This window comes from Nocardia testacea NBRC 100365, assembly GCF_000308775.1.
Classification (GTDB): Bacteria; Actinomycetota; Actinomycetes; order Mycobacteriales; family Mycobacteriaceae; genus Nocardia; species Nocardia testacea.
Genome location: NZ_BAGJ01000029.1, coordinates 22,029 through 44,988 on the forward strand (window position 1 = coordinate 22,029; position 22,960 = coordinate 44,988).

Annotated in this window: 15 protein-coding genes and 1 pseudogene; 9 read left to right on the forward strand and 7 right to left on the reverse strand. The window is 69.5% G+C overall.

Going from position 1 to position 22,960, the window contains the following annotated elements; translation table 11 throughout:
- The first annotated feature begins 8 nt into the window (after positions 1–8).
- From ON38_RS03940 to ON38_RS03950, 3 genes are all read left to right on the forward strand, one after another.
- Positions 9–1,139 (forward strand): oxidoreductase, encoded by a 1,131-nt coding sequence (locus ON38_RS03940; protein WP_039822439.1) that lies wholly within the window; start codon positions 9–11, stop codon positions 1,137–1,139.
- 4 nt (positions 1,140–1,143) lie between these two features.
- Positions 1,144–1,626 (forward strand): NUDIX domain-containing protein, encoded by a 483-nt coding sequence (locus ON38_RS03945; RefSeq protein WP_039822440.1) that lies wholly within the window; start codon positions 1,144–1,146, stop codon positions 1,624–1,626.
- Between the two features lie 94 nt (positions 1,627–1,720).
- The gene (locus ON38_RS03950; RefSeq protein ID WP_245563902.1) at positions 1,721–2,317 is read left to right on the forward strand and encodes a hypothetical protein; all 597 of its coding nucleotides are present in this window, start codon (positions 1,721–1,723) and stop codon (positions 2,315–2,317) included.
- An 18-nt stretch (positions 2,318–2,335) separates the two neighbouring features.
- Here ON38_RS03950 and ON38_RS03955 read toward each other — a convergent pair whose 3' ends face one another.
- The 3 genes from ON38_RS03955 to ON38_RS03965 all read right to left on the reverse strand — a co-directional run bounded on the left by ON38_RS03955 (position 2,336) and on the right by ON38_RS03965 (position 4,954).
- Positions 2,336–3,079 (reverse strand): CPBP family intramembrane glutamic endopeptidase, encoded by a 744-nt coding sequence (locus tag ON38_RS03955; RefSeq protein ID WP_039822441.1) that lies wholly within the window; start codon positions 3,077–3,079, stop codon positions 2,336–2,338.
- A gap of 114 nt (positions 3,080–3,193) precedes the next feature.
- Positions 3,194–4,195, reverse strand: coding sequence for an RluA family pseudouridine synthase (locus ON38_RS03960; protein WP_218000732.1), 1,002 nt, complete (start codon positions 4,193–4,195; stop codon positions 3,194–3,196).
- Between the two features lie 51 nt (positions 4,196–4,246).
- Positions 4,247–4,954, reverse strand: coding sequence for a siderophore-interacting protein (locus ON38_RS03965; RefSeq protein ID WP_039822442.1), 708 nt, complete (start codon positions 4,952–4,954; stop codon positions 4,247–4,249).
- Between the two features lie 160 nt (positions 4,955–5,114).
- Between ON38_RS03965 and ON38_RS03970 the strand changes: the two genes are divergently transcribed.
- From ON38_RS03970 to ON38_RS03995, 6 genes are all read left to right on the forward strand, one after another.
- Positions 5,115–6,971 (forward strand): ABC transporter ATP-binding protein, encoded by a 1,857-nt coding sequence (locus tag ON38_RS03970; RefSeq protein WP_039822443.1) that lies wholly within the window; start codon positions 5,115–5,117, stop codon positions 6,969–6,971.
- Complete coding sequence (locus ON38_RS03975; RefSeq protein ID WP_039822444.1) at positions 6,968–8,704, forward strand: ABC transporter ATP-binding protein; 1,737 nt, start codon at positions 6,968–6,970, stop codon at positions 8,702–8,704. Before ON38_RS03970 ends, ON38_RS03975 begins: the two co-directional genes overlap by 4 nt.
- Positions 8,705–8,964: 260 nt before the next feature.
- Complete coding sequence (locus ON38_RS03980) at positions 8,965–10,017, forward strand: acyl-CoA synthetase family protein (protein ID WP_039822445.1); 1,053 nt, start codon at positions 8,965–8,967, stop codon at positions 10,015–10,017.
- Positions 10,018–10,131: 114 nt separating this feature from the next.
- Positions 10,132–11,073: a methionyl-tRNA formyltransferase gene (locus tag ON38_RS03985; protein WP_039822490.1), complete on the forward strand. Its 942-nt coding sequence runs from the start codon at positions 10,132–10,134 to the stop codon at positions 11,071–11,073.
- Between the two features lie 337 nt (positions 11,074–11,410).
- Positions 11,411–14,929: a non-ribosomal peptide synthetase gene (locus ON38_RS03990; protein ID WP_039822446.1), complete on the forward strand. Its 3,519-nt coding sequence runs from the start codon at positions 11,411–11,413 to the stop codon at positions 14,927–14,929.
- A 160-nt stretch (positions 14,930–15,089) separates the two neighbouring features.
- Positions 15,090–16,391 carry a SidA/IucD/PvdA family monooxygenase gene (locus ON38_RS03995; protein ID WP_039822492.1) on the forward strand — a complete coding sequence of 434 codons (1,302 nt, stop codon included), beginning with the start codon at positions 15,090–15,092 and terminating at the stop codon, positions 16,389–16,391.
- 128 nt (positions 16,392–16,519) lie between these two features.
- On the opposite strand, the gene ON38_RS37350 is transcribed toward ON38_RS03995, so the two are convergent.
- The 4 genes and pseudogenes from ON38_RS37350 to ON38_RS04010 form a co-directional block, all read right to left on the reverse strand.
- Positions 16,520–17,521: a class I SAM-dependent methyltransferase gene (locus ON38_RS37350; RefSeq protein ID WP_306306650.1), complete on the reverse strand. Its 1,002-nt coding sequence runs from the start codon at positions 17,519–17,521 to the stop codon at positions 16,520–16,522.
- Positions 17,522–17,731: 210 nt separating this feature from the next.
- A pseudogene (gene nbtC, locus ON38_RS04000) lies at positions 17,732–20,728 on the reverse strand (nocobactin polyketide synthase NbtC); the annotation flags it as partial.
- 55 nt (positions 20,729–20,783) lie between these two features.
- Positions 20,784–22,106, reverse strand: coding sequence for a beta-ketoacyl [acyl carrier protein] synthase domain-containing protein (locus ON38_RS04005; RefSeq protein ID WP_039822447.1), 1,323 nt, complete (start codon positions 22,104–22,106; stop codon positions 20,784–20,786).
- 27 nt (positions 22,107–22,133) lie between these two features.
- Positions 22,134–22,874: a thioesterase II family protein gene (locus ON38_RS04010; RefSeq protein WP_039822448.1), complete on the reverse strand. Its 741-nt coding sequence runs from the start codon at positions 22,872–22,874 to the stop codon at positions 22,134–22,136.
- Positions 22,875–22,960 lie beyond the last annotated feature (86 nt).

Genomic DNA, 22,960 nt, shown 5'->3' on the forward strand with positions numbered 1-22,960 from the left:
GAGTTCCCGTGACTATTCATCCTGTTTTGTCCGAGGTGCGGCTCGGTGCGCTGCGGTTGCGCAATCGTGCGGTCGTGGCGCCCATGTCGCGGGTGAGTACCGCGGGGGACGGTGTGCCCACCGATGCCATGGCGGAGTATTACGCGCGGTTCGCGGCCGGCGGGTTCGGGCTGATCACCACGGAGGGGACCTATACCGATGCGGAGTTCAGCCAGACATATCCCGACCAGCCCGGAATCGTGACCGAGCGGCAGATCGAAGCGTGGCGGGTGGTCACCGACGCGGTGCACGCGGCGGGTGGGGTGATCGCTCTGCAGTTGATGCATGCCGGTGCGCTCGTGCAGGGCAATCGTCACAGTGACCGGAGTATCGCGCCGTCGGCGGTGCAGCCGTTGGGGGTCAAGATGTCGGCGTACGGCGGGGAAGGTCCGTTCGCGGTACCCGAGGCGGCGACCCGCGCGGATATCCGCCGGATCGTGGGCGGGTTCGGCGCGGCGGCAGAGCGGGCCCGGGTGGCCGGTTTCGACGCGGTGGAGATCCACGGGGCGAACGGGTACCTCGTCGACCAGTTCCTCACCGGCTACACGAATCAGCGCGACGACGAGTACGGCGGGGATCCGGCGGGCCGGGTTCGGTTCGCGGTGGAGGTGGTGCGGGCGGTGCGGGCGGCGGTGGGGCCGGAATTCCCGGTGGGGTTGCGGCTCTCCCAGACCAAGGTCAACGATTTCGGCTACCGGTGGGCCGGGGCCGCGGAAGCCGAAACGATCTTCCGCGCGGTCGGCACGGCGGGAATCGACTATCTGCATCTCGCGAGCGAGGGGCGGGACTGGTACGACACCGCGGTCCTGGATACCGGCGAGACCATCACTCGCCTGGCCAGGTCCGTCACCGGGCTACCGGTGATCGCCAACGGTGGTATGCATGCTCCGGATCTCACGCGGACGGTGCTCGGCGAAGGGCACGCGGACCTGGTGGCGCTGGGCCGTGGTGCGCTCGCGAACCCGGACTGGCCGCAGGTGATCGCGGCGGGGGCGCGGCCCCGCGAATTCGATCGCGCGATGCTCGATCCCGTGGTGACGCTCGCCGGTCAGCGTTCCTGGGAGCGAGCGCGGTGGGGAGCCGCCGCTGTGGTCCGATAGCACAGTGGCGACGACCGACCGAAGGCATACGCGGGCGCGGCTGGCGGCCGGTGCGCTGTTCGTGCGTGCCGGGGGCGACGAGGTGCTGCTGGTGCACAAGACGTACGGCATCGGATGGGATATCCCGGGCGGTTATGTGGAACCGGGTGAGTCTCCGGCGCAGGCCTGCCGGCGCGAGGTGGCCGAGGAACTCGGGATCGACCGATCACCCGGGCGGTTACTGGTGCACGATTGGGCGCCGAATCCGGGCGAAGGGGACAAGGTTCTCTATGTGTTCGACGGCGGCGGGATCGACGATCGGGGCATTGTCCTGCAGGCCGCGGAGCTCGACCGTTGGGGATGGGTGCGAACGGACCGGCTGGACGAGTATGTCGTGGCGCGGCTGAGCCGTCGGCTGCGGTGCGCGCTCGCCGCCCGGGCGTGCGGAGTGAGCCTGTATCTGGAGCGGGGCGTGGTCGCCTCGGCGGGATCCCGACCACCGAGTTGACCGCTGTTCACCGTGTGGGTTCCGACACCCGAAATGTGATATAGGGGAGGGCGGTTGACGTACCCCGGGACCTCGGCGCTACGGTGTACGAGCTATGAGGGACGCTGCGACAACGATTTCGGGGGCCTGGCGGATCGACGACGGTACAGCGGTTACCTTCCGCGATGCCGCGGTGGCCTGGGCAATGGCCGCGCACGAGGTGCTGGCCGAGACCGCGACGGAGTACGGATACTTCGTCACCGTGCAGGAACTCGCCGAGCGGGTGCAGGAGATGTCGGGAGTGCATACCGATGCCCCGACTCGCACCTGGATGGACGCGATCCTGCGCAAGGTCGCCCGGCGCTGCCACAACGCGGGCGAGCCGCCGCTCACGGCCCTGTGCGTGAAACGCAATCTGAAGGTCAGCGACAGCTACAAGTATGTGCTGGAGCTGGCGGCGCTACCGGTGCCGGCCGATATCGAAACCCATGCCGCGTACGCGCGCTGGGCCTGCTACGCGGCCCACGGTGCCGATGTGCCCGCCGACGGTGGTACCCCGCCTCTGATTCCGCGCGGTGGTAGTGCCCGGCGGACGGTCGCCACCACCCGGGCCGCCGCGGCCGCGCACAAACCGGAAACCGGGGCCCGCACCGTGGTGTGTTCCAGCTGTTTCATCCAGCTTCCGGCCACCGGGGTCTGCGAACACTGCTGATCCCGCGGCACGGCAAGCTCACGCCAGAGTCGTATGCCAGAGGAGTGCGGCGGTCAGTGCGCCGGCGCCGTTGACCGCCCAGTGCAGGGCGATGGGTGCCAGCAGGCTGCCGCTGCGGTGCCGCAGCCAGGTGAACACGACGGCCGCGGCGGCGGTCGCGGCGACAGCGATCAGGACCCCGGCGAGCTGACCGAGCGGCCCGCCGCCGATCAGTCCGGAAAGGCCGCGGTTACCGGCGGTGAGGCCGAGGGACGAGGCGATATGCCAGAGGCCGAACAGCAGTGATCCGGCCGCGAACACGCCGCGGGCGCCCCACGCTCGATCGAGTGTCCCGTGCAGGACGCCGCGGAAGGCGAGTTCCTCGGGGATCACGGTCTGCAACGGGATCACGATCATCGAGGCGATGAGCGCGCCGGAGATGGTGGCGTAGCGATCGGCCAGGAAGAATGGACGGGTCGCCGGGAGCGCGGCCCCGATGGCCACCGCCGCCAGCACCACCCCGACCGCGCCGAGCGCGTACTTGGTCCCCGTCCGCCAGTGCCGGGGCGACAGGCCCAGCTCCGACCAGAGCAGACCGCGCCGGCGCATGAGCCCCAGCAGCACCAGGGCGGCGATCGGCACGCTCACGATGTTGGCCCACGCGGTGGTGAAATGGGCGACCAGATTGGTGCAGGTGAGCACCACCACGACGACCGCCACATCGGCATAGGCGTGGACTCTGGGGCGCGGAGCAGCTGTTTCCTGGGTAACCGGGTGGAGCATTCGGCCCAGTGTACGGACGGGCCGGGAGCACGCGGTGCGGGCTCGAACACGGCGGTACAGGATCGGGTGACTCCCGTCCGGCCGATGCCGGTCGGAGCGATCGGCGCCCGGTGTTCAGGAACCCGGGGCGGCTTCCGCCTCCGCGGCCCAGCCCTGCGGATCGGCCCAGCCCTGCGGATCGGCCCAGCCCTGCGGATCGGCCCAGGCCTGCAGGTGCCGGCCGCTGTCGAAACGTCTGTGTTCGCCGGTCACCGGGTCTGTGAATTCGAGGGTGGCGGCCAGCAGCTGGAGCGGGCGGGTGAAGTCGTCGACCGGTTTATCGGTGATCACCGGATAGAAATCGTCGCCGAGAATGGGTATACCCAGCGAGTTCATGTGCAATCGCAGCTGATGGGTGCGCCCGGTCGCGGGGTGCAGCCGGTAACGGGCGATATCGCCGCGCCGCTCGATGAGCTCCACCCGGGTGCGCGCGTTGGGTGGCCCGGACACCTCCTGGGCGGCCAGGACGTGCTTCTCCTTGATGATGCGGCTTTCCAGGGACAGCGGGAAGAGCAACCCCTCGCGGTACCCGGCCACGGCCTCGTACTCCTTGCGGACCCGCTGGCGCTGGAACAGCGTCTGGTAGGCGCCGCGACGGGTCGGGTCCACGACGAACAGCACGAGACCGGCGGTGGCGCGGTCGAGACGATGCGCGGGGATCAGGTCGGGCAGGTCGAGTTCCCGGCGCAGCCGCACCAGGGCGGTCTGCAGGATATGGCTGCCGCGCGGGATGGTGGCCAGGAAATGCGGTTTGTCGGCGACCAGGATGGTGTCGTCGCGGTAGACGATCGGCAGGTCGAAGGGGACCGGTTTCTCCTCGGGCAGATCGCGGTGGAACCAGACCGCGCCCCCGGGCACATAGGGCGCGTCGGGCGCGAGCGGGCCCGTCAGATCGACGATCTCACCGGCGTGCAGCATCTCGTCGATTCGCGCGGGGGCGACGCGGGGCAGCCGGTGGACCAGATGGTCGCGCACGGTCGCCCAGTCGCCCTCCTCGGGCAGCCGCAACCGGGCCGGGTCCAGCCCGAACCGCTTCGGCAGCGGCGGCTGCTGCCTTCTTCTCACCGGTCGCAGCATAGTCCGCGCGGCGCGGGGCGCCGGCCGGACGGCCCGCGGCGGTGACGGCGGTTACTTCCAGTAGCCCTGGGCTTTGATCTGCGATTTCGGTAGCGCGTGAGTGGTCCGCAGGCTCTTCACGATGGCGCGGGTGCTGGCGGTGTCGCAGGCGACCCAGGCGAAGGCGTCGGCGGCGACGGTCAGCTGTTCGGCCTGTTCGCGCATGGTGCGGCCGTCGTCGATGCGCTGGATCCAGGTGATCTCGTGATGCGGTTTGTTGCGGACCGGTAGGCCGGTATCCGACTCGTACTGCCATTCCAGCCAGACCCGGGCCGGGACATCGCCGATCGATTCGAGCAGGGTGTTGATCGCCGGCAGGGAAGCGGTATCGCCGAAGATCACGTACTCGCCGGGGGTGGTCGCGGGCAGTTCGAACTTGGAGCCCAGCACCGAGGTTTCGATGACATCGCCGACCCGGGCGCGTTCGGCCCACTGGCTGGCCGGTCCGCTGTGCACGGCGAACTCGATGTGGAAGTGGTCGTTGTCGGGGTCCTGGTCGATGAGCGTGTAACCGCGATGGTGCAGTTTGTCGGTTTCGGCGTCGGGGATCCAGAGCCGGATGAACTGAGTGGGGTGCACCGGGTGGTCGGCGAGCAGACCCCCGGCGGTGAAGCCGATGCGGATGTACTTGTCGGTGATCCGCTCCGTGGAGGTGACTGTCAGCCGGTAGTCGTCGGCCCGCCACACCTTCATGATTACGCCATTACTGCCTCTACCCATGGAGGTTAGCTTAACCTAACTTTGTGCCCGGGTCCGGGTTTCCCGGGCCGGTTCCCGAGGGGCGCCGGGGGCGGATCGGGAAAGTTAGCCTAACCTACCTTTTTGTCGCCGGCTGTGTGAAGATGAGGCGCATTCAGCACAACGGCCGGAAGGCGAGGATATGACGGTGGAGGCTGCGCCGCTGTCGGCGGCGGAGACGGGCAACCGGGCCCCGCGCGCCCAGCAGAAGGCGCAGAAGCGGCGAGAAGCACTGGCGCGCAAGCAGATCCTGGCCCCGGTGAACGGGGCGCTCACGGTGGCGAGCGTAATCGTCGCGGTGGCGTCGGTCGCCGCTGTCGTGCCGTTCGTGCTTATCGTCGAAGCCTGCCGGGAACTGCTGGCCGACCGGATCGATACCGACCGGGTGTGGGCGCTGCTGTGGGCCGCCGTGCTCGTGCTGGTGGTGCGCGGGCTGCTCCAGGCGGTCGCGCTGACCTGGTCGCACCACGTGGACGGCGGTTTCCAGTTGGCGGTCCGGCGCTCGCTCGCGGACAAACTCACCCGGGTTCCGCTGGGCTGGTTCTCCGAACGCACCTCCGGCGATATCAAGAAGTACCTGCAGGACGATGTCGAGGCACTGCACTATCTCGTCGCCCATGCCCGGCTCGATTTCGTCGGCGGCCTCGTGGTCCCGCTGGTCACCCTGCTCTACCTGTTCACTGTGGACTGGCGGCTCACCCTGGTGCTGCTGGTCCCGTTGCTGGCGTATGCGATATCGCTGAGCCGGATGATGGATCGGACCAGCCGTGATCGCCTCGCGGTGTACAGCCGCTGGGAGCGGCGGGTCCAGACCGCGGCCATCGAATTCGTGGACGGCATCCAGGTGGTGCGGGCCTTCGGCCAGGCGGGCAAGGCGCATCACGAGTTCCAGGCGGCGGTGGACGGGCAGACGGCCGCGTTCACGCGCTGGAAGACACCGATGATCCGGCTGCAGGCCGTCTCCGATATCACCGTCGCGCCGGTCTTCGTCATGTCGGTGATCGTGCTCGCCGGGCTGGCGGCGGTGGGCCTGGACCGGGCGCAGCCCCTGGACCTGCTGCCCTTCCTGCTGGTCGGGCTCGGGCTGGGGAGTTCGCTGCTGGGGCTGGGCTATGGCGGGCAGGCCCTGCGGGAGGCCGGGGCGGCCGCGGTGCGGTTGTACGAGTTGCAGCAGACTCCGGAACTGGCCACCGGCGCGCTGGATGCGGCCACGGTCGCCACCGCGCCGACCGAACCGGGTGTGGTCCGGTTCGAAGGTGTGGCGTTCGGATACCGCGAGGACCACCAGGTGCTGCGCGATATCGATCTGGAACTGCGTCCCGGTACGCTCACCGCCCTGGTGGGGCCGAGTGGCTCGGGTAAATCCACGCTGGCCAAACTGCTGCCCCGCTTCTACGACGTCGACGCCGGCCGGATCACCATCGGGGGCCGCGATATCCGCGATATCCCCGCGGCGGAGCTGTATCGCACAGTCGGATTCGTCTTCCAGGATGTCCGGCTGATCCGCGGTTCGGTCCGGGACAATCTGCTGCTGGCCCGCCCCGACGCCGATGTCGCGACGCTGGAGGCGGCCGCTCGGGCGGCGCAGATCCACGATCGCATCACGGCGCTGCCCCGGGGATACGACTCCGAGATCGGCGTGGATGCCAGTCTGTCCGGCGGCGAGGCGCAACGCCTGTCGATCGCCCGGGCGCTGCTGGCCGATACGCCGGTGCTGGTGCTCGACGAGGCCACCGCCTTCGCCGACCCCGAGTCCGAAGCCGCGGTCCAGGACGCGTTGGCCCGGCTCGTGGCGGGTCGCACCGTGCTGGTGATCGCGCACCGGCTGCACACCATCACCGGCGTGGACCGGATCGTGGTGCTGGAGAACGGGTCTCTGGTCGAACAGGGCGACCATGCCCGCCTGCACACCGCGGGCGGAACCTACCAGCGGTTGTGGGAGATCAACGAGGCCGCGCTCGGCGCGGTCGAGGCGGCGGAGAGCGGGAACATCCGATGATCAAGAAACTGCTCGCGCTGGTCCCCGGCGAATTCGCTCCGCTCACCCCCAAACTGTTCGCCGCGATCATCGGTCAGGCGCTGTGCCAGGCGCTGGCGTATCTGCTGCTGGTCCCGGTGCTCGAGGCCCTGTTCGGCGACGACTTGCCGCGGGCCTGGTTCTGGGCGCTGCTGATGCTGGTCGCGGTCGGCGCGGTGGCCGTGTTCGGTTACCTCCAGACGGTCTTCGGTCTGCGTATCGCGGTGGGTATGCAGCGGGGCCTGCAGACCCGGATCGGCGATCATCTCAATGCCCTTCCACTGGGCTGGTTCGAGACCCACGGTGCCGGGCCGCTGTCGCGGCTGACGGTGGAGAACGTGCGCGAGATCCAGCAGGCGCTGGCCTATCTGATGGCGAAGGTGCTCAACAGCATCGTGGTGCCGATCGCCGTGGCGGTGGGGATGTTGTTCGTGGACTGGCGGATCTCGCTGGCGATGCTGCTGTCCGCACCGGTGCTCTTCGTCGTCAACGCGCTGGCGGCGCGGTCCTACGCCGCTTCGGACGCGCGGGCCCATGCGGCGGCGGCCGAGGCCGATGCGCGCGTGGTGGAGTTCGCGCAGGCCCAGCCGGTGCTGCGGTCGCTGGGCGCGGTCGGCGCCGGAAACCGGGCGTTGGACGCCGCGCTGGCCGAACAGAAGTCGGCGTCGGCGAAGCTGGTCTTCGCGTCGGTGCCCGGGCTCATCGTGTTCTCACTGTGCATCCAGGCGGTGTTCCTGGTGCTCGCCTATATCGTGGTGAACCGGGTGACCGGTGGTTCGATCTCGGTTCCGGCGGCGATCGCGCTGATCGCGGTGAGCGCGCGGTTCATCGAGCCGCTGAATCTGGCCGCGCAACTGGGCAACGGCCTGCGCGGCGCCGGCGCCGCGGTCGACCGGGTGACCGAACTGCTGAGCGAGCCGACGCTGCCGGAATCGCGGGAACCGGTCGTACCCGGTGCACCCGGAGTCGAGTTCCACGATGTCGGTTTCTCCTATCGCCCGGGTGAACCGGTGCTCTCCGGCCTGACCTTCAGCGTGCCGCCCGGGACCACCACGGCCGTGGTCGGCCCGAGCGGTGCCGGTAAGACGACGCTGCTCCGGCTGGCCGCGCGGTTCTACGACGTGGAGTCCGGACGCGTCGTGGTCGCCGGGCACGACGTCCGTGAGCAGCCGTCGGAGACGCTGCTGAGCCGGCTGTCGCTGGTGTTCCAGAACGTCTACCTGTTCAACCGGTCGGTGGCCGAGAACATTCGGATCGGCCGGTTGGACGCCACCGACGAGGAAGTACGCCGGGCCGCGGTCGCCGCCCGGGTGGACGAGATCACCGACCGCCTGCCCGACGGCTACGAATCGCCGGTCGGCGAGGGCGGTTCGCTGCTGTCCGGAGGTGAGCGGCAACGGGTTTCGATCGCACGGGCGTTGCTCAAGGACGCGCCGATCGTGCTGCTGGACGAGGCGACCAGCGCACTGGACCCGCACAGCGAGGCGTCGGTGGTGCGGGGTATCCACGAGCTCACCCGCGGTAAGACGGTGATCGTGGTGGCGCATCGACTGGGCACCATCGCGCACGCCGATCAGATCCTCTTCCTGGATGCGGGTCGCATCGTCGAACGCGGCACCCATACCGAACTGCTGGCGCTGGGTGGCCGCTACGCCGATTTCTGGAACGAACGGTCGCGGGCCGGTGGCTGGCGGCTGGAACAGCCTGTGGGATAGCGGAATCGGCGGTAGCGGGCGTGTCGCCACCCGGCGGGTGGAGAACGCGCGCGGCCCACCGCGGAAGTGTGTTAGCTTAGCCTAAGCAATTCTTACCGGAGTGCCCGGGCGCGATCTGGAGAATCGCCCTCTTGCAATGTAAGGTAAGCCTAAGCTTGACGCTGGTTCGGTCCCCGCGGCCGTCCGAGCAGTAGAGGAGAACCGGTGACCGATCCATGTGTATCGGCTCCGGCTCCACTGTCCGTAGCAGGAGGTGACCGATGACCGTCGTCGACGATATCAGGGGTATCGCGCCACTGGTCGTGCCCAGCCCGACGGCTGTCGAGCGCGAACGGATACTGGGCGAATGGGCGACGGGCGTCGAACCCGGTGATGTCTGTGCGCTGGTCACCGTGATCCGGCACGGCCGCATGGTCCCGGAGAGCCGGGTGGCCGCGCGCTGCGCGGACGGTGTGCTGACCTACGGGGACCTGTTCGGCGGCACCGACCGCTTCCGGGGTGTGCACCGCTCGTCCGCCGTCCCCACCGCGACCGGCGTCGCCGCCCTGCTCGCCGAATTCCTCACCGCCTCGCGGGTCGGTGTCGGACGGTTCGGTGGGCACGGGTTGCTGCTGGGCGCCGACGCCCTCGCGGTGGCCGTCGCCGACCGGCGCGGTGTCGCCGCAGATCGTCGCCTGCGCCGCGTCGACCCCGCTTCCCGGCCCGCGGATGTCCGCCTCCTGGCCCTGCCGTGGAGTGATCCGCAGAATGCCGCCGACCTGCTGGCGGCCTGGTCCGCCGGCGCCTCCGTGGTGATCCCGACCGAGACCCAGCGCCGGGATCCGGCGCTGCTGGCCGGTCTGATCGAGTCCTACGGCGTGACCCAGGTGGTCGCGGACGCCGAACTGCCGGTTCTGCTGATGGCCGAGGGGGTCGAGCTGCTGCCGACCGTGGCCCGCTGGGACCTGGTCGGTACCTACGGTGGCTCCGCGCTGATCGAAGCCGTGCGCTGCCTGTCGCCCGATGCGGTGGCGACCGTGGCCTTCCATTCGCGCGCGTACCTCGGCGCGGTCGCCCGCGGTCCGCTCGCGCCCACCGGATGGACCCGGCCCGTACCCGGTGCGAAGGTGCTCGTGCTCGAGGAAGGCCGGCTGGTGCCCCCCGGAGTGGTCGGCGATGTGTACGTCGGTGGCCGGGCGCTCGCGGCGGAGCTGGCCGACGGCGGCGACCGGGACCGGTTCACGGCGGACCCGTACGAACCCGGCGCCCGGCTGTTCCGGACCGCGCAGCGTGGCCGCTGGACCGCGGAAGGCCGGCTGATCATCGAATCGTGAGGACCGGGTGATCTCATCCGGTGGTCGCCGGAGTCACCGTGTTCGCCGATCGATCGAAACTTCTCCGGCCTGCCGGAGGTGTTCCGACCAGATATCCACAGATGGGGTTTCTTCATGCGTATCGTCTCGTTCGGGTTCCAGACCTGGGGGCGTAGGACTCTGCAGGCGTTGATCGACTCCGAACACGAGGTGGTACTCGCCGTCACCCATCCCGCCAGTGCGGATTCCTACAAGGGGATCTGGTCGGATTCGGTGGAGGAGCTGGCCCGCGAGCACGGGATCCCGGTCCATCTGACCGAGCGCGCCGATGCCGCGACCATAGACCTGGCCAAGCGGGCCGAACCGGATGTCATCGTGGTGAACAGCTGGTACACCTGGATGCCGCCGGAGCTGTACAACATGCCCACCCACGGCACTCTCAATCTGCACGACTCCCTGCTGCCGAAATTCACCGGCTTCTCGCCGGTGCTGTGGGCGCTGATCAGCGGTGCCACCGAGTTCGGGTTGACGGTGCACCGGATGGACGAGCAGCTCGACACCGGCGATATCCTCGTGCAGCATTCGCTGCCCATCGGACCCACCGCCACCGGCACCGAATTGGTGCTCGCGGGTATGGAACTCATTCCCGGGGCCGTGCACGAGGCGCTGGCCGCGCTCGAATCCGGTACCGCGCAATGGCGGCCGCAGGACAAGGCGGCGCGCACCTACTTCCACAAGCGTTCGGACCGGGACAGCCGGATCGACTGGCGGGCGCACGCCGCCGATCTGGAGCGGTTCGTCCGGGCGCTGTCCGCGCCCTATCCCCGCGCGTTCACCTATTACCGCGGTCAGCGGATCGAGGTGCTGGAATCGGCCGTGTCGTCCGCGCGCTACGGCGGTACGCCGGGCCGGGTCATCGTGCAGGAGGGCGGGGGTGTCGTCGTATGCGGGCCGGACGCCTACCGCGGCGACAACCACGGATTGCTGATCACCCTCGTCCGCGATGCCGACGGGGCCGAACACAGCGGTGCCGAATTCTTCCGGCGCGGAGGGTATCTCACCGACGCTCCCGAGTGAGGTCACCGGCCGCCGGTTTCGGTCGGCTCCCGCACTCGGCCGGCGTCACCGCCGCTTCCGCGCGACCGTTGTCGGATGGGTGCCGATGACCGTGGTATCCGCCGGACCGGAAATTCCGGTGGTTGTCGGCGACCGCGGTGACAGAGCTGCTGTCGGCTCTCTTGCGCCGTGCCGACCGTCGACCCTCGGCCCTCGACCGCGGTGAGCGGGTCGTCGGACCGGTTCGTGGTGCGAAAAACTTCGCCGAATCCATTTACGTAAGGTTAGGCAACCCTATGTAAATGGGTTACGCTGCTTGCGCGGCATTTCCGCGCAGGACGAAGGAGTGGCAGCGGTGATGGAGTCAGGGCAGCAAGTCTCGGCGGTGGATATCGACGAGGTCCGGGCCGCGGTCGCCGAACAATTGGGTGTCACCCTGGACGATGTCACGGCCGAGGCGGATCTCATCCAGCTCGGCCTGGATTCCATTCGCACCATGAAGCTCGCGGGCCGATGGCGTAAACGGGGCCACGCGGTCAACTTCGCCCAACTGGTCGCGGCGCCGACCGTCGCGGATTGGTACCGCCTGCTCACCGCCGCGGGGCAGCCGGAAAAGGCCGGCGCGGACCCACGGGCCGGCATGGCCGAGCCGGCCCCGGAGCCGGCTGCGACGGGCGAATCACCCGAGTTCTCCGCGGAATCCGAACCGTTCCCGCTGGGGCCCATGCAGCACGCGTACTGGATCGGCCGATCCGATGAGCAGGAACTCGGTGGTGTCGCCGCCCATCTGTACGTCGAGTTCGACGGCGACGCGGTCGACCCGCGACGACTCGAACGCGCGGTATCGGAACTGGTTGCCGCCCATCCGATGTTGCGTACCAGAGTGCTGCCCGACGGCACCCAGCAGACGCTGCCCGAGCCCGGCCGGCCGGTGTTCGCGGTCGTGGACCTGCGGGCGGAGACCGCCGAGGCGGCCGAGGCCGAGCTGGCACGGGTGCGCGACCGGATGACCCATCAGCGGCTGGCGATCGACGCCGGGCAGATGCTGGACGTGGTGCTCAGTCGGCGCCCCGGCGGCCGTACCCGGCTGCATCTGGACGTCGATATGATCGCCGGCGACGCGATGAGTTATCGCATCCTGATCGCCGATCTGGCCGAGCTCTACCACGGGCGTGGAGTTCCCGCGCAGACCTACAGTTACCGGCGATACCGCACCGAGCGGGTCATCGATACGGCGGCCCGGGAGCGCGACCGGCAGTGGTGGCAGGACCGGCTCGCCACGCTGCCGGGCGCCCCGGAACTCCCGGCCGCGCCGGCCGGTCGATCCGCGGGCGGACGCCGCACGGTCCGCTACAACCATTGGCTCGCGCCCGAGGACCGGCAGCGCCTGCTCGCGGCCGCCCACGAGCGCGGTATCACCCCGGCCATGGCGCTGGCTGCGGTATTCGCCGAAACCATCGGCGGCTGGTCGGCGCAGAGCCGATTCCTGCTCAATGTCCCGCTGTTTTACCGGGAGCCGGTCCATCCCGGAGTGGACCGCGTGGTGGGCGACTTCAGCTCCTCGATCATGCTCGAGGTGGATGTCACCGAGAACGTGACCGTCACCGAACGGGCCCGGGCGTTACAGCGTTCGATGCACGAAAGCGGGACGCACACCGCGTATTCGGGATTGGAGGTGCTGCGCGATCTGGGGCGATATCGCGGGGAGCCGGTGCTGGCGCCCGTTGTCTACACCAGCGCGCTGAATCTGGGCGAACTCTTCGCCGATACCGTCACCGAGACGTTCGGCGCGCCGGTGTGGATCATTTCGCAGGGTCCGCAGGTGACCTTGGACGCACAGGTCACCGAGGTGAACGGCGGCCTGCTGCTCAACTGGGACGTGCGCGAATCGGCGTTCCCGGCCGGCATGGTCGAGACGATGTTCGCCCGGTACACCGAGGCGGTGGCGCGGCTGTGTGACGGTTCCGCCGGCTGGGAGGCCGAGGCGCCGGTGCGGCTGCCGGTGGCGCAGGCCCAAGTACGGGCGAAGGTCAACGCCACCGCCGGGCCGGTGAGTGGTCGTGCCCTGCACCAGGGCTTCTTCGATCTCGCCGCGACGGAACCCGGACTGCCGGCGGTGGTGTGGACACGTGACGGGGTCGACGGCGGCCTGACCTACGGCGAACTGGCCGGGCGGGCGCTGGCGGTGGCCGGTGCGCTGCGCGACGCGGGAGTGACCGCCGGGACCACGGTGGCGGTACAACTGCCCAAGGGAGCCGATCAGATCGTCGCGGTACTGGGCGTGCTGGCCGCCGGCGGTGCCTATGTTCCGATCGGTTTCGACCAGCCGGCCGGTCGTCGCGCCGAGATCCTGCGCACCGGCGATATCACGGTGGCGCTGACGGTGGACGGCGCCGATATGGGTGACGAGGCGATCCGCGCGCTGCCGCTGGCCGCGGCCACGCAGTACACGCAGCCGTTGCCGGCGCCGGTCACAATGGACCCGGCCGCCCTCGCCTACATCATCTTCACCTCGGGCTCGACCGGTGTGCCCAAGGGCGTGGAGGTTTCGCACGCCGCCGCGATGAACACCATCGACGCGGTGAACGACTGGTTCGAGGTGGGCCGCGCCGACCGCGTCCTGGCCCTGTCGGCCCTGGAATTCGACGCCTCGGTCTACGACATCTTCGGTATGTTCGCCGCGGGCGGCTCGATCGTGGCGGTGGATGCCCGGCAGCGCGCCGAGGCGACCTCCTGGGTGGAGCTGCTGGTCCGGCACCGGGTCTCGATTCTGAACTGCGTACCCGCCATGCTCGATATGATCCTCGAGATCGGTGGGGCCGGACTCGGCGATTCCTTGCGCGCGGTCACGCTCGGCGGGGACTGGGTGGGCGCCGATCTGGCTCGCCGGCTGGCGCGGCAGGTGCCCGGCTGTCGGTTCGCCGGCCTGGGCGGCGCCACCGAAACCGCCATCCACAACACCATCTGCGAGGTCGCCGAGCCGCCGGAGCACTGGTCCACGGTGCCGTTCGGGGTGCCGTTGCGCAATGTGCGCTGCCGGGTGGTCTCGGCGGCCGGCCGGGACTGCCCGGACTGGGTGCCCGGTGAATTCTGGGTGGGCGGAGCGAATGTGGCCATCGGCTATCGCAACGACCCCGAGCGGACCGCCGAGCGCTTCGTCGAACACGATGGACTGCGCTGGTACCGAACCGGTGATATGGCACGGTACTGGCCCGACGGCACCATCGAATTCCTCGGGCGTGCCGATCACCAGGTGCAGATCCGCGGCTACCGGGTGGAACTCGGCGAGGTCGAGACCGCGTTGCGGACCGTCCCGGGGGTGCGGCACGCGGTGGCGGCCGTGCTGGATTCGACCGCGCCCAAGCTGGTGGCCGCGGTGGCCGGTGCGCACGGCGACGCGGCCGCTATCGTGGCGGCGGTCGCGGATCGGCTGCCCGGCTACATGATTCCGTCCCGGATCGAGTTGCTGGACGCCATGCCGTTGACCGATAACGGCAAACTGGACCGCCGGGCGGTGCTGACCCTGCTGGAATCGGGGGCCGCGGGCGAGGCCGCCGCCGCGCCGCGTAACGAGGTGGAAAGCGCGCTGCTCGATATCTTCGCGGGGGTGCTGGGTCGCACCGAACTCGGTGTGCACGACGATTTCTTCCGGCTGGGCGGGGATTCGGTGCTGGCCACCACCGCCATCGCCCGGATCCGGGAGTGGCTCGACGCCGATTACGCCCTGGTCGCCGATATCTTCGCCGCGCGCACGGCGGCGGCGCTGGCCGAGCGGCTGACCGCGGCAGATCCGCAACCCGGGCGGCTCGGGCAGGTCGCGCGGGTGTACCTGGAGGTCGCCGGGATGAGCGATGCCGAAGTACTCGCGCAAACCTGAAGCGCGCCAGGGCGTTCCGGGCCGGGCGGCGTCGCCGGCCACCGAATTCCTGGGCAGAAAATTTAGGTAAGCCTACGCAAATATAGGTAGAGTTGTCCGGAGTGCGCGGTGCTTCCGGCCGCGGTCGAGTGTCCGGCTCGGCGGCGTGGGAGTGATGGAGATGGGAGAACCGGTGGACAGACTTCTGGTGCTGGGCGCGGGCCCGAAAGCCATGGCGGTCGCGGCGAAAGCGCACGTTCTGCGCCAACTCGGTCTGCCCGCGCCGCAGATCATCGTGGTGGAGGCACACGCGGTGGGCGGCAACTGGCTGCCCAGCGGTGGCTGGACCAACGGTCAGCACCGGCTGGGAACCAGCCCGGAGAAGGACGTCGGTTTCCCTTATCACTCGGTGTGGGCGCGTAACCGCAACCGCGAGATCGACGAGGCCATGCTGGCCTTCAGCTGGACCTCGTTCCTGGTGGAACGCGGCACCTACGCCGAATGGGTCGACCGTGGGCGGCCCAGCCCGCAGCACCATCTCTGGGCCAAATACCTGCAGTGGGTCGCGGACAAGACCGATGTCGAGCTGGTGGCCGGCGCGGTACGCAAGGTTTCGGCGGGGGCCGAGGGCTGGGTGGTCTCGGTGGTGGACGCCGACGGACTCGCGACCGATATCGAAGCGGAACGGTTGATGATCACCGGGCCCGGCAACAGCCGCCGGGCGCTGGCCGATCATCCGAAGATGCTCAGTATCGCCGACTTCTGGGATCTGGTCGGGCGGCGGCAGTTGCCGGTATCCTCGCGGGCCGCGGTCATCGGCGGCGGTGAGACCGCCGGCTCCGCCATGGACGAGCTGGTCCGCCACGACGTGCTGACGGTCTCGGTGATCTCCCCGGCCGCCACGATCTACACGCGGGGTGAAAGCTATTTCGAGAACTCGCTGTTCAGTGATCCGGCCAAATGGCGGGGGCTGAGTATCGAGGAGCGTCGCGATGTCGTCCGGCGCACGGACCGCGGTGTTTTCTCGGTCCGGGTCCAGGAGAACCTGCTCGGCGATGCCCGCGTGCACCATCTGCAGGGGCGCGTCGTTCAGGTCGCGGATCAGGACGGGGGAGTCGCTCTCACCCTGCGCAACGAGAACCGTGCGGACCGGGTGCACACCTTCGACCTGGTGGTGGACGCGACCGGCGGCCAACCGCTGTGGTTCCTGGATATGTTCGACACCGACGCCGCCGATCTGGTGGAGCTGGCTCTCGGTGGTCCGATCACCCAGCGCCGCCTGGAATCGTCGATCGGATACGACCTTGCGGTCTCGGGCCTGGACACCAAGCTCTATCTCCCCAACCTGGCCGGTCTGGCGCAGGGGCCGGGGTTCCCGAATCTCAGCTGCCTGGGGCAGCTCTCGGATCGCATTCTGGGGCCGGAACCGGATCGCGCCCGGTCGATCGCCGGCCGGATGCGGGGGAGTGCCGCGGCGCGCTGAGCGGCCGGTGGCGAAGCCGGCTTTTCCGGCCGGGCGAGCGGAGACCGCGGGCCCGGCCGGAGATCGGTCGCTCGTTCCACCTCGGTGGTTCGCCCGGCCCGCGAGCCCGGCGAACCACCCGGCGGGGCCTAGTCGCGGATCGCGGCGAATACCCGCTGGTCGAGCAGGAACATCGGATGGTCGCGTTCGGGTAGCACCAGCAACGGCGTGAAACCGGCGTCGCGCAGCTGCTCGCACCATTCGTCCTCGGTGAGGAAGATGCGCGCGCCCTGCCGGATGTCCTCCTTACCCGGGTGGGTGCCGCCGGGGGCGGCGGACATGAGGAATTTCATCGAGGTCAGTAGCGGATAGTTGGCCTTGCACGCTTCGACGAACACCACCGCGCCGCCGGGATTCAGCAGATCGTGCAGGTCGCGCAGCATCTCGCCGATATGCAGCGCGTTGTGCAGCACATTCGCGCCGATCACGATGTCGTAGCGGTCGGTGGATCCGCGCAGATCCCGGTTCATGTCCACGATTCCGTAGCGCATCCAGGAATGGCCGGCGAAACGTTCCCTGGCGGCATTGAGGAAAAACGCGGACAGATCGGTGAAGTGGTAATCCACCGGCAGTCCCGGCAGTCCGGCGATCACCTCGTCGGTGGTGCCACCGATACCGGCGCCGAGTTCCAGGATGCGCACCGGGGCACGGTCGGCGGCGATACGCGCGGTGACTCCGGCCACGGTCTCGCGTGCGGCCAGATTCAGGTAGTTACTGATGATGTTCTCGCGGTACGCCGCCTCCGCGGTGAGCATATCGCCGTCGGGGAACAGCAGCTCCTGGACCCGTACCCGATCCTGGGCCAGACCCGTCAGGTTCGCGGCCGAGCTCCGCAGGAAATCGGCGAACTCTCGCGAATACCCGAGATCGGCGCAGATGAGACGCAGGTCGGAGCAACTCGGCTGGGGCGGGGCGGCCGCCGTGCGGTAGCCGCGTACGGGATCGTAGGTCAGACAGCCCTCGCCGGTCAGCTCGTCGAGCCAGCGGCGTAGCAGCCAGTGATGCCGGTCGGCGAACCGCACCGCGGCGGCGATCTCCGCGGCGGTGTGGAACTCGCCGTCGTCCAGTGCCGGTGCCAGCGTGTTCAGCATGGCGCGCAGCCCGGTGATGTCCAGATCGCGGCGCGCGGTCCGGAGCCTGTCGATATCGAGATCGGCGGGGACCGCCTGTTCGGCGGTCCGCCGCGCCAGTGCGGCGATTTCGGCGGGGGCGGTGGGCCGGACGGACCCGGCCGCCGGGCGGTCGACCGGTGTTCGCACCACCTCGGGCCCGCGTGCGGCGGCGGACCGGTCCGGTGCGCGCTGCGCGCGTCCGCCGAGGTCGGCGACGATGGTATCGACGGTCGCGCCGCCGAGCAGATCGGCCACCGGCAGCTCGTGGCCGTATTCGTGTTCGATCCGGCGACGGAACTCCAGGGCCTGCAGGGAGTCGAGTCCGAGGGCCACCAGGGGCCGGGAGGTGTCCAGGCTGTCGCTGTCGTCGGCGCCGAGCACCTCGGTGAGCACTTCGACCACGCGGTTCCCGATATCCGGCGGGCCGGCGGCGGTGGCCGGTGCGGGTGCGGCCGCGGCGGCCACCGTTGCGGGCGTGTGCAATTCGGAGAGGACCGGCCCGTAGCCGTAGGCGTCCAGTACCGACCGGCCACGGTCCCAATCGAACGCGGCGACGACGGCATTGCCCCGCACCCCGCTCAGCCCGAGGGAGATGGCATCGGCCGCGCTCATCGGGAGGTAGCCCACCGCGGCAAGCTGTGCGGTATCGGTGGCGTTCTGCCCCCGGTAGTCCGCCCACTGCCCCCACTGGATCGAGACGCAGTCGTATCCCGCGACGCGGGCCCGGTGGGCGTAGGCGTCCAGCATCCGGTTGGCGGCCGCGTAGATGATCTTGCCCCGGCCACCGAGAGTGGCCGCGAGCGAGGAGAACAGCACGATTCGGCAATCCCGGGCGCGGGGTAGCGAGTCCAGCAGGTTCTCGACACCGATAGTCTTCCCGTGGAGTACCCGCCGCACCTGGTCGGGGTTGATCGCCTCGAGTTCGAGCTCGGACAGGCCCGCGTAGTCGGCGGCAGCGTGCAGTATCAGATCCGCCGGCCGGTCGCGCAGTTCCTCGGCCAGCCGGGCGACCGCGGCCGGATCGCCGATATCGCAGGTACTGACCCGGATGCGGGTGGCGCTCTGCCGGAGGGGCCGCAGCGCCGCGGTGACCTCCGCGCTCTCTCCCGACCGGCTCACCAGGGTGATATGAGTGGCGCCGGCCCGTACGAAATGTTCGCAGATCCGCAGGCCCAGGCTGCCGGTGCCGCCGGTGATGACGATATTCGCCGGGGTGGTCGCCGCCGCGCCGGGTTCGCCCGGGTGCAGACGTTTCGCGTACAGCCCGCCGTCGCGCAGGGCGAGTTCGGTTTCGCCGGCGGTGTGCAGTGCCGTGAGGACCGGCCCCGCCGGGACCGCGCCGGGTTCCAGATCCAGGTGCGCGAAGGCGACGCCGGGGAATTCGGTACCGGTGCAGCGGAAACCGGCACTGGCGGCAGCGGCGACCGGGTGCGGAGCCGGGTCGCCGTCGAGAACCGCCTCACCGCCGGTGGTCACCAGCCAGCAGCCGGTGATCCGGTCGGACAGGCCGGGCCACCACGCCCGGGTGCCGAAGAACTCCGCGGTGGCCGCCGCGGCCGCCGCGGCGGTGGACTCCGGATACTCGGGCAGCAGCACCACAAGGGTGTCGATATCGCCGGTGACCGGCCCGTGCGCGGGTTCGACCACCTGCGCGGTGGCACCGTGATGCGCGGCCTCGGCGCAGAGGCGGGCGGCGAGTTCGGCACGCTCGCCGGTGTGGTCGATAATGCCCAGCCGGCGGGGTGCGGCCATTTTCCGGCGGGTCAACCGGGTCCAGCGCTCGACGATCAGTTGCGCGGGGGCGGTATCGGATTCCGGTGGCACGGCCTGCTGGGCCGGTGCTGCGGCGCTCCGGGCAGCGGCGTGCGCGGTCGCCTGGCCGGGTAGCCACAACCGCACCTCGTTCATCTGCGCGTGCGGGAAATCCGGCAGTGGTAGTGCCGGCGGGGCGTCCGGGCCGACCCGCAGGCCCGCCCAGTCGAAATCCGGTTCGTCGACGGCGAGAACCGCCAGATTACGGGTGAACTCGCGCAGGTCGGTGGCCGCTCGGTGCGAACTGCCCACCACCCGGGCGCCCGATTCACCCAGCGCGGACAGATTCTCCTGGATCGCCAGTTGCAGGGTCGGGTGTTCGGCGATCTCGACGAAGGTGCCGATCTCTCGGGTCGTGGCGGCCGCGACCGCCCGGTCGAAGCGCACCGGATTGCGCAGGTTCCAGAACCAGTAGTCGCCGATCGGCAGGTCGGGTGTGATCTCGGCGCCCAGGGTCGCGCCGATACAGGCGATTTCCCCGCTCGCGAAATACTGGTTCGCCAGCCGGTTCTTCACCGCGTCGTGGATGGCGTCGCGGAACTCGTTGACCATGCTGGTGTGCGCCGGATACCGGACCCGGATGACCCGGGCGAAGGTGCCCTGCTCGGTGCAGGCGCCGACGACCTCGGCGACCGTTTCGCGTTCCCCGGAGAGCGCGACCATATGCGGCGAATTCACCACCGAGACCTGCGCCCAGCCCGAGCGGCGGGCCAGCAGATCTTCACAGGTTTCGCGATCGGCCGCGATCACCGCCATGGCGTAGGCGTCGGAGGAGATGGTGTCCACCGCGCGAGCCCGGGTGCCGACCACCAGTGCGGCGTCCGGCAGCGTCATCAGCCCCGCGACATAGGCCGCGGCGATCTCGCCCTGACTGTGGCCGAGCACGGCGGCCGGTTCCACCCCGGCCGATCGCCACGCGGCGGCCAGCCCGGCCATCTGCACGAACAGCGCGGGCTGCACGATATGTGCGCTGTCGTCGGCGGGGGTGGTGTCGTCGAGCAGGTAGTCCAGCGGAGACTCGCCGAACAGTTCGCGGAAGACCTCGTCGCAGCGGGTGGCCTCGGCGCGGAACGCGGGAATCCGGTCGTAGAAGAGCCGGCCCATCCCGGGGCGCTGCCCGCCCTGGCCGGGAAAGACGAACGCGATACCGCGCCCGGCGGTGGCCGCGCCGGAGCGGACGACCCGGGGATGTTCGCTGTCCGCGGCCACGGCACCCAGGGCATCGATCAATCCGGCGGTATCGGTGACCATGGCCAGCGCGCGATATCGCCGGGCCACCCGGGTCCGGAAGATCATCTCCGCGATCCGGCCGACGGGTACGTCCGGGTGGGTCTCGAGGTATCCGAGCAGGGCACGGGCCTCCGCGGTCAGCAACGCGGGGGTGGGCGCCGACAGGAGAACCGGAACGGTCCCGTCGGGGAGCTGGTACTCAGAAATGGTCGTTCTCCTCGTGCGCGGGGACGGCGATGACGGCATGGGCGTTGGCGCCCCCCGCGCCGAAGGAGGACACGGCGCCGTAGCGCATGCCGCCCGTCGGCTTCCAGGGCTCCACGGTGGTGGCCAACCGCAGGCTCGACCGGGTCCAGTCGACCCGGGTGGTCGGATTGTCGGCGTAGAGGGTCGGTGGGATCTCGCCGTGCCGGGCGGCGAGCAGCAGTTTCGCGAGCCCGAGCATGCCGGCGGCGGCCTGAGCGTGCCCGGCATTGGATTTCACCGATCCGAGCACCGGATCCCCGCCCGCGGCGCCGTAGGTGTTCTGCAGTGCGGTGAGTTCGGCGACGTCGCCGGCCCGGGTGGCGGTGCCGTGACCCTCGATCATGCCGATATCGGCCGGATCGATACCGGCGAGCCGGAGGGTCCGCCGGACCAATCTCTCCTGGGCGTCGGCGCGTGGCACCAGGATCGGCCGGCCTTTGCCGTTGTGGTTGGTATGGCTGGCCAGCACCCGTCCGTAGATCGGATGGCCCAGCGCCCGGGCCCGGGACTCGGGTTCGACCAGCAGGGCCACGGCGCCCTCACCCCACAGCGTCCCGGCCGCGTCGTCGGAGTAGGCCCGGCAGTGCCCGTCCGGGGCGAGCGCGCCGTTCTTGGCGAACTCGTAGAACGCCATCGGCGAACTCATCACGCAGACCGCTCCGGCGACAGCCCAGTCGCATTCGCCGTTGCGGATCGCGGAAACCGCGAGGTGCAGCGCGGTGAGCGAGGAGGCGCAGGCGGAATCGACACACATCGAGGGGCCGGTCAGTCCCAGGGCATGGGAGATACGCCCGGCCACCCCGAGCTGTCCGCCACCCACCGTGCGGAAACCGGTGTGCTCGTTGATCTCGCTCAGGCCGGGTCCGTACTCCATCGGCGAGGCGCCGATGTAGCAGCCGGCCTCCGCGCCGTCGACCGCACCGGGGTTCATACCGGCGTTCTCCAGTGCCCGCCAGGCGACTCGCAGCCCCACTCGTTGCTGCGGGTCGGAAGCCAGGGCTTCGCGCTGTGAGATTCCGAAGAAGGACGGGTCGAAATCCGCGATGCGATCGAGGAATCCGCCCGCGTCGCTGACCCGGCCCCAGCCTTCGAGCTCGCCGAGCGAGAGCAGTTCGTCGATCCGCCAGTCCCGGTCACGCGGAAACGGGCCGATCAGTTCTCGCGCATTCACCAGGGCCGACCAGTACGCGCCGAGGGTATCGATGCCGCCGGGGGCCTCCACGGCCATTCCGGAGATTACTGTGTGATCGCGGTCCGGTCCGGCCGTCGATGTCATGGTTGTCCTCGTCAGGTGTTCGGCGGATCAGACTGTGGGCGCGATCAATTCGGCCAATTCGTGGACATGATGGTTGAGGTAGAAGTGCCCGCCTTCGAATACGGTGATCTCGACCTCGTCGCTGTGTTTGCGCCAGCCGTTGAGTTCGGCCGGTGAAACGATCGGATCGTTGTCCCCGCCGATCACGTGGATCGGCGCCGAGATCCGGATATCGTCGCCGCAGGAATATCTTTCGGACGCGAGATGGTCCTGTCTGACGACGGGCAGGGTCATTCGCATGAGTTCCCGATTGGTCATCACGTCCCCGGTGGTCCCTTCGAGACGGGTGAGATGGTCCAGGAGCGCGTCGTCTTCTTTGGGCGTCGGTGGTTTGGTGTCCGCGATATGCGGTGCGACGGCGGCCGATACGTACGCCTGCCGGATCGGTGTCCCCGCCGCCTCGGCCAGCCGGATGAATTCGAAGGAGACCATCGCGCCCATGCTGTGGCCGAATGTGGTGATGGGCACATTTCCGTAGCCGTTCGAATCACGAAATTCGGCGAATGCGCCCGCGGCGATTTCCGGGAGAGTCGCCAGGGCGGGTTCGTGGATGCGGTCCTGCCGTCCGGGGTATTGGAATACGACGACGTCGTAGTGCGTGCTGAAGGCTTTGGAGAAGGTGCGATAGGCCGAGGCTCCCGCGCCCGCGTGGGGAAATATCAGCAGCGGCGGGTGGCCGGGGGCGGTCGGCTTGTGGAACTGCCTGATCCAACGGGGTCCGGGTGGCATGGTGCTCCTCCACGATCATCTGCTCGCTCGGTGACAGACGGCGGGGCAGCGAAGTCGGCTCGTCGAAGCGGCAGGACGAGCCGTTC

What these genes read in the sequence shown, in the direction of transcription:
- ON38_RS03960 (WP_218000732.1), bottom strand. Translation starts at nt 4,195, where the DNA reads ATGCTGCGACCGGTGAGAAGAAGGCAGCAGCCGCCGCTGCCGAAGCGG.
- ON38_RS03955 (WP_039822441.1), bottom strand. Translation starts at nt 3,079, where the DNA reads ATGCTCCACCCGGTTACCCAGGAAACAGCTGCTCCGCGCCCCAGAGTC.
- ON38_RS03990 (WP_039822446.1), top strand. Translation starts at nt 11,411, where the DNA reads ATGGAGTCAGGGCAGCAAGTCTCGGCGGTGGATATCGACGAGGTCCGG.
- ON38_RS03985 (WP_039822490.1), top strand. Translation starts at nt 10,132, where the DNA reads ATGCGTATCGTCTCGTTCGGGTTCCAGACCTGGGGGCGTAGGACTCTG.
- ON38_RS04005 (WP_039822447.1), bottom strand. Translation starts at nt 22,106, where the DNA reads ATGACATCGACGGCCGGACCGGACCGCGATCACACAGTAATCTCCGGA.
- ON38_RS37350 (WP_306306650.1), bottom strand. Translation starts at nt 17,521, where the DNA reads ATGCTGAACACGCTGGCACCGGCACTGGACGACGGCGAGTTCCACACC.
- ON38_RS03995 (WP_039822492.1), top strand. Translation starts at nt 15,090, where the DNA reads ATGGGAGAACCGGTGGACAGACTTCTGGTGCTGGGCGCGGGCCCGAAA.
- ON38_RS03975 (WP_039822444.1), top strand. Translation starts at nt 6,968, where the DNA reads ATGATCAAGAAACTGCTCGCGCTGGTCCCCGGCGAATTCGCTCCGCTC.
- ON38_RS03980 (WP_039822445.1), top strand. Translation starts at nt 8,965, where the DNA reads ATGACCGTCGTCGACGATATCAGGGGTATCGCGCCACTGGTCGTGCCC.
- ON38_RS03965 (WP_039822442.1), bottom strand. Translation starts at nt 4,954, where the DNA reads ATGGGTAGAGGCAGTAATGGCGTAATCATGAAGGTGTGGCGGGCCGAC.
- ON38_RS04010 (WP_039822448.1), bottom strand. Translation starts at nt 22,874, where the DNA reads ATGCCACCCGGACCCCGTTGGATCAGGCAGTTCCACAAGCCGACCGCC.
- ON38_RS03970 (WP_039822443.1), top strand. Translation starts at nt 5,115, where the DNA reads ATGACGGTGGAGGCTGCGCCGCTGTCGGCGGCGGAGACGGGCAACCGG.
- ON38_RS03950 (WP_245563902.1), top strand. Translation starts at nt 1,721, where the DNA reads ATGAGGGACGCTGCGACAACGATTTCGGGGGCCTGGCGGATCGACGAC.